The 6,713-nt window shown below is 47.8% G+C and carries 3 protein-coding genes; 2 read left to right on the plus strand and 1 reads right to left on the minus strand.

Annotation, left to right across the window (positions count from 1 at the left end):
- The coding region (locus QUB20_RS24955; protein ID WP_333247348.1) for a hypothetical protein at positions 1-1,944 on the minus strand (1,944 nt) is incomplete at its 3' end.
- Between the two features lie 295 nt (positions 1,945-2,239).
- On the opposite strand from QUB20_RS24955, the gene QUB20_RS24960 reads away from it, so the two are divergent.
- Positions 2,240-4,810, plus strand: a complete 2,571-nt coding sequence (locus QUB20_RS24960) for a M48 family metalloprotease (protein WP_333291727.1) — start codon at positions 2,240-2,242, stop codon at positions 4,808-4,810.
- A gap of 1,116 nt (positions 4,811-5,926) precedes the next feature.
- Entirely contained in the window at positions 5,927-6,490 is a 564-nt protein-coding gene (locus QUB20_RS24965; protein WP_333247343.1) for an RNA-binding protein, read from the plus strand.
- The last annotated feature ends 223 nt before the right edge of the window (positions 6,491-6,713 follow it).

A 6,713-nucleotide genomic window follows, 5' to 3' on the forward strand; every position in this document is an offset into this window, starting at 1 on the left:
AGACTGTTTGGCAGCCTCAAACTCACTTAGGTTTGCCTGCAAATCACCGAGACTTCGCAGCGCCATCCCTTTGCCGTTGAGCGTAGCAGGATCTTCAGGAGTTTTTATCAATGCACGATCGCAAGCTGCAACTGCCTCGAAATATTCCTGTTTTGCCTCTGCGTGTCGAGCCAAATTAGCATAGTAATCTCCCTCCAATAATGAAATTCCGCCCAGCCCAAAATCACTTTTAAACCGCAACTCATCTCTAACTCCTAGCAGAGACTCACATTCCTCATAGCGACTCTTTTCCAAAGCTTTATGAAACACCTCTGCCCATTCCTTCACACCCCGCTCCCAATCCAAGCGATTAGCATGATAAATTGCCTCAGCCACATTCCCCAATTCCCGGTAATGCTGCTCTAAAACTTCATGAGCTCTGCGAGTTTTATCGTTATCCCTATCCGCATCCAAGCGCCGCAATAAATCGTGAATTCGATACCACTTTTCACCGCGCTGCGGCTCTTTCCACACAAAAGAAAAACTCGTCAAAATCTCAAAATTTGCACTACTTGCCTGGAAGTGACAGCCTGCTCCCAATTTTCTGTACAAATCCTCATCAAAAGCGCGGCCAGCACTCAGCGAATGCACCGCCGATCGCACTTCGCGATCTACATAACTGAGCAACCGATCCGTTAACTCCGCAGTCTTATTTTCCAACCTCGGAACCCGCGCAAAATCCGACGACAGCAACTCAATTCCCCGCTTTCTTTCTGCCAGCACCACATCCGCGCACAAACCCAAATAAAACGGATGTACCTGCAAATTATCCCAACTCTCATCAGGATTGACGCTGGCATATTTAATCACAGCCTCAGCCAAATCAGCCTTGTCAATCTCGACTTTGTGCAGGTAATCCCTAGCATCGGCGGGAGACAAATGCCAAACCAATTGTTTCTCTATATAATCTTCGGGAATCGGAAACTTCGACGCATTCGGCCACCGCAGTTGTGTGACAGGACAATCTCGCCCCGCCACCGCAACCACAATCCCCGCTTTGAAATCCAGCGCCCTCAGCAACCGCCGAAACCACTCATCTTGATACCAAAAATTTATTCCCTGAGAAGTGCGTTTTTCATCCCACAATTTCTCGTGAGTATCGAACAGCATGACGAGGCGTTCGGGTTTGTTTCTGCCAGCCATTGCCGCATTCAAATCACCTGCAAACAATTTCGGCAAACAGTCGATTAATTCAGTATCAATATCTTTGCGGCGAATTTCATCCGCCTTTTCGTCGCTGACACCCAGGCGAGTTTGAATTAATTTCATCGCTCCCTTAATGCCGCTCAATTTAACTATGCCTTTAATCACGGCTACAGCTTGCGCCACCACCGGAAATTCCGCAAAAGTTTCAATGGCAGGTGTCACCAATTGAATTACATCATCGGGGAAAAGTTGGCTGAGAGTTGCGTCAGACTCGCCTTTATTCAGCAAATACCAAAAGCAAGCAAAGTCATAATTGGGAAACTTAAATTTATAATTCTTTGCTGCTTCTGCCAGATTGCGCCGCAACATCAGCAAGCCGTAAAATCTATCTTGCGGTTTATCTTCTTTAATCGGTATCAATCCGAAATCGTGCCTGACTACGGGTATGGGAGTATAGGTTTTAGGTTCAGCATAGCGGACAAAATCAGCAACTTGGGCGGCTTGTGATTCTGGGAGTGCGCGCAATTGTTGCCAAACCTGCGGCGAAAATCTTTTGCAGCAGTTAACCTGCAAGTGTTTGAGCAGCAATGACTTGCCGTTGCCTCCATCGCCGTAAAAATACAAAATTTGTTCGCGGGGCGGGTCTTCGTTTAAATAAAAGGCAAATCGGCGGGTAAATTCGTGCCTGTCTGTGAATAGTTGCAATTGGCGATCGCCGCTAATAGATTCGCTTTCAAAATCTTCGTCGTCAATTGGCATAAGTGTGCAGGTGAGGTGTTAATTTAATTATAAGCAAAAATTAGATTGAATCGGCGATTGAAATCGCTTCTTGTCAAACAAAGTCCGCCTTCGCGGACTAAGAGATAAAGGAAGTATTTAACCCGGATTTAGCATAAATATTCAGTCTTCATAGCGAAGACTTTAGCTTTGAGGGAGGGGTTTAAACTCCTGCCCGATCGCAACGATCGTCCGCTTGGAGTGGCCGAAAGTTTGACTACTAAGCGGTTTCAACCGCCGAAGAAACTGCAACAACTGGTGACAGAGAAATAGAGCTGTGTTAGAACAGCTATCGATCAACCAGCCAAGCTATCTTAGAAAGGACGCTAGCGAAAGCACAGTCATGGCACCTCCCACTAATCCAAATCCGGCGGATTCATCTGCAAAACAGTCTCTAGAGGCTGGGCTAGCAGCTTTGAAACAGCAGGATTACCCCACCGCGATCGCCCTTTTAGAATCCGTTACCCAAACCGCCGCCAATGGGCCGTCGGGAATCCGCGCGCAGATGGGGTTAGTGACTGCGTACAAAGCAACCGGTAATCTGAAAAAGGCGATCGCCCTGTGCTCTTCCCTCGCCAAAAGTCCCAACCCTCAAGTCAAAACTTGGGCCGATCGCGTTTTAACAGAATTAACCCCCCCTCGCCCCCCAAAACCACCGGAAAATAAACCAAAATCCGCAGGAACTCCCCCCGAAACAGGCTTTGTCGCCTTTGATGCCGGAACAAAATCGCCGAAAAAATCGATTGGGGGCGATGGCTTACGCCCCGCTTCGCTACGACCGACCGCAGACAAAAAAACAGGATTTTTACCTTTAGAGCCGACTGCAGCGCCTGGAAACGCCAAATCGCAACCGATTTCCCCGCCACCTCCACCCCCCACAAGCCAGACTTCTGAACCGGAAAACTCGACCGAAACCGCACCCGATACAGAAATTAGCGGCGAAAATAGTTCCGGTTCCCCAACAGATATCCCCGGAGTCGCCAGCCCAGATACTTACCAACTCACTTGGCGCGAAGCAGGGCGCGCCAAAAGCCCGCGCCCCCTCAAACCGCTGAAGTTGCTGGAGTTTCGGGTGCAAGCCGTTGCAAGTGCGATCGCCCTATTTTTCCTAGCCCGGTTTATCCTGCAATTCCTGCTGACAAACACTAATTCTCTGTTGGTTCAGCTTTACATATTCAGTAGACTGCCTATTTTCGCGCCGATTCAGCTTTTTTACCGCGATCCAACTCCGTTTGTTCAGATGGTTTTTGGATTGCTTTTGGCCTCGTCTCCTTGGCTGATAGACGCGCTGCTGAAACTGTTTTGCGGCATCGAAACTCTGCGCGGGTCAGTTTTATCCAAGCACAGCAAGGAAGCTAGTCGGGTACTGCGAAGTTATTGTACCAAGCAAAATATGTCGGTGCCGGTGCTGAAACTATTGCCGCTGAACGTTCCTGTAGCTTTCAGTTACGGCTGTTTGCCCCGTTTTGCTCGGATTGCTGTGAGTCGCGGGCTATTGGAACAATTGACGGATGATGAAATTGCCACTATTTTCGCGCGGGAGTTGGGCCATATATCTCACTGGGATTTTGCGCCGATGTCGCTGGCGCTGCTGGTGACTCAGATTCCTTACTTGATTTATTGGCAGGTGGCGCACTGGCAAGAGCGGTTGTGTGATTTAATGACGATCGAGTTTTTGCGTTCTGCTGTCAAATTTGTGGCCGCTGCAATTTCTGCTACCAGTTACGGGATTTATAAGTTGTTGCGCTGGCCGATGTTGTGGGTGTCGCGCCGACGAGTATATTTTAGCGATCGCACTGCTGCGGAAATTACGGGTAATCCTAACGGTTTGACGCGGGCACTGGGTAAAATTGCGATCGGCATTGCTGCTAATATCGAGCAGCAAAAACAAACTAGCTTTTTCCTCGAAAGTTTCGATCTATTGTTACCCGTAGGTGTTGGACAGGCTGTAAGCCTTGGTTCTGCTGCATTACACGCGCCGCTGGAACAGATTTTGCTGTGGGATGTCAGCAATCGGGAGCGCAATTGGTTGACGGTTAACCGCGCGCATCCTTTGCTAGGAGAGCGTTTGAAGCTGTTGGCTCTTTATGCTCAATTCTGGAAGCTAGAGACAGAGTTAGATTTGGCAAACGCGGGAGTGCAAGAACAACCCAGGAAAGGAAAATTGTCTCTGTTTAAGTCAATAATCGAATTTAAAGACTCAAAACTATTTTTACAGGGTGCGCCGTTTTTTGGAATTCCGATGAGTTTGGCGATAGTCGGAGTGCTTTGGCTGATTGGCGGGATTTTTTCGAGGACGAGTATCTGGCAGTTGGATTGGCTTTGGGGCGATCGATCTATTCTTTGGGGCTGTTTGCCGATCGGATTTAGCATCGGTACTTTGATGCGGATCAATTATTTCTTCCCGGATATTATACCGCGAGAAACCGCTTCGCCGAGTTTGCCGGAAATTTTGTCAAATCCCGATAGTTTGCCCCTGGATGCTGAACCGGTGCGGCTGGAAGGGCAACTTTTGGGTCGATCGGATATGAGTAATTGGCTGGGACAAGATTTGATTTTGCAAACGGCGACGGGTTTGGTGAGGTTGCACTATGTTTCGAGGTTTGGCTACATTGGCTCTTTGTGGCCATTTTTGTTCAAAGAGACTACTCGCCCTAGCGATTTGATCGGAACATCTGTTGTGGCGACTGGTTGGCTGCGCCGGGGTGCTACTGTGGCGATCGACCTTGAAAGTCTCCGCAGTCAAGGAGGGAGGGTTAGTGACAGCGGACATCCGATTTGGTCTGCGGTTTTGGCCTTTGCTGCTGCTATTTGGGGCGCATACATCATTATCCAGGGCCCAAGATGAGGAATAGTTATTCGATTGTGGGGTGGATCTCACATCTTGCACCATTCTCAGGAACAGGCAAGATGCCTGTTCCACAAGAAAATTCACTCTTTGTGGAACAGGCATCTTGCCTGTTCATAAAAAGCTTATTGAGAATGGTGCAACTTCTCAGGTGAATCGGTCTCAACGGGCAGCCTCGATCGGTGTTGAGTTAAACAGGGGATTGGCGATCGGATTCTGGAGTTGCTCCCTACGCACCCTACAGTCTATCCGTTACATCCGTTACATCCGTTACATCCCGTACATTGCTCGTTGCCGAACTTCCTTCGTAAAGAAAAGTTGCTTTTTTGCCAGCGGTCTGTTACATTAGTTTACATAAATTGGATTGAATCAAACAGCGCGATAACTTCAGTTGGCTAAAATCCCTTAAGGCATTGCGTAAAAATTGTCAACATCCCAACACAGCAAGTACAGCCAGCCGCTTGTCGGCTGTTTTTTTTCGATCGCTATTTTTGCTGTGCGGGATGAATTCTCAAAAGTGATTCAGATGTGGTTTCCGTTAAATACAGACTGAAATCTTCCTAAATAACTAGCTCTGTTACCAAGGCTGTGATACCTTTAAAGAATGCTCGGACTCTGCCGGGCCGGATTTAAGGGATAGTGGGTAAATGAGTAGTTCTCAGCATTAGGAGCGAGATTAGGATCGAGGTAAGATTACTGGCTGAAAAAATGTTAGCCATTTTATCCATCACTGTATTAAACTGAATACTGGCATTCCGATCGCTTACAATTGACATCCTTGGACATAAATTTCTAGACGGCGCTGGCTATAAACATTCTGAATCAAAACCGGAAGCAAGTAATACAGAATAGCCAATAGCCTAAACATTTGAGTGATGACTAAAAGTTTACACAACAACCTGAGATTTAAAAGCTCTCTGCATCGGCGGTTAAGTTCCGGCCTTATCAGAGTAAATCATCTTTTTGTTCTAAAAGGTGGGGGGAGCTGTCAAGGTTGGTGGGAGGAATGCGCCAATTCTCCGGTTATGTGGTGTTTGCCTGAAGTCAATATTCAGTTGACTTCAGGTAATTCTGTTCGAGCAAATTAATTAAAATCCAAGTCGGGAGGAATTTTTCATGTCTATTCGTCTTTATGTTGGCAATCTACCCAAGGAACTCGATCGCCAAGAATTGCAAGAAGTTTTTGCACCGGAGGGCGAATCTGTTACCACCAAGGTAATTACAGACCGCAAAACTGGAAAATGCCGAGGATTTGGTTTTGTGACGGTGCTAACCGACGAACAAGCCGACCAAGTTATTGAGAAATATAACGGCTTGATGTTCAAAGAAAACCCGCTGAAAATAGAGAAGGCATTGCCCCGCTCTAAGGGTAAATCTGAGAAGGGCGAAGACGATCAGCAGCAGTCGCCGCAGTCACCGCAGTTGGTGTCGGCATCGGCGTCTGTGCCCATGCCTGTGCCTGCGCCGCAGCAACAGCAGCGCTCGGCTCCCCCTAGCCAAGGTGGAGGCGGTTCCAGCAAAAGCAATCGCCGTCGGGGTGACAACAACAAGTCTCGCCGCAATCAGTCAGCAACAACGGTGTCGAGCGCTGATTCCGGCTCGGTGCAGCCAGATCCGCGCTGGGCGAGTGCTCTGGAAGAACTCAAGCAAAGATTGGTGGAAGCTCAGACTACTAATTAGTCGAAAATGGCGGCTAATTGCTGCTACCTCTCGACTGTGGTTGACTGAATGTATCTGGAAGTGCGATCGAGAATGGGTTTTTTAGCTGGTTCTCGATCGCACTCTTTTATGCTAAAAAACCTCTAATATCTAGCAGTGCGGTAAAATAAGGAATGAGAATTAAATAACTTCCACAAGATTGTGGGATGTGCGTCCCACAATAACAATTAAAATTGTAAGTCAT

Source organism: Microcoleus sp. B4-C2 (assembly GCF_036705265.1).
Lineage (GTDB): Bacteria > Cyanobacteriota > Cyanobacteriia > Cyanobacteriales > Microcoleaceae > Microcoleus.

Bases quoted from the DNA above. Each gene is read 5' to 3' on its own strand.
- QUB20_RS24965 (WP_333247343.1), top strand. From the start codon at position 5,927: ATGTCTATTCGTCTTTATGTTGGCAATCTACCCAAGGAACTCGATCGC.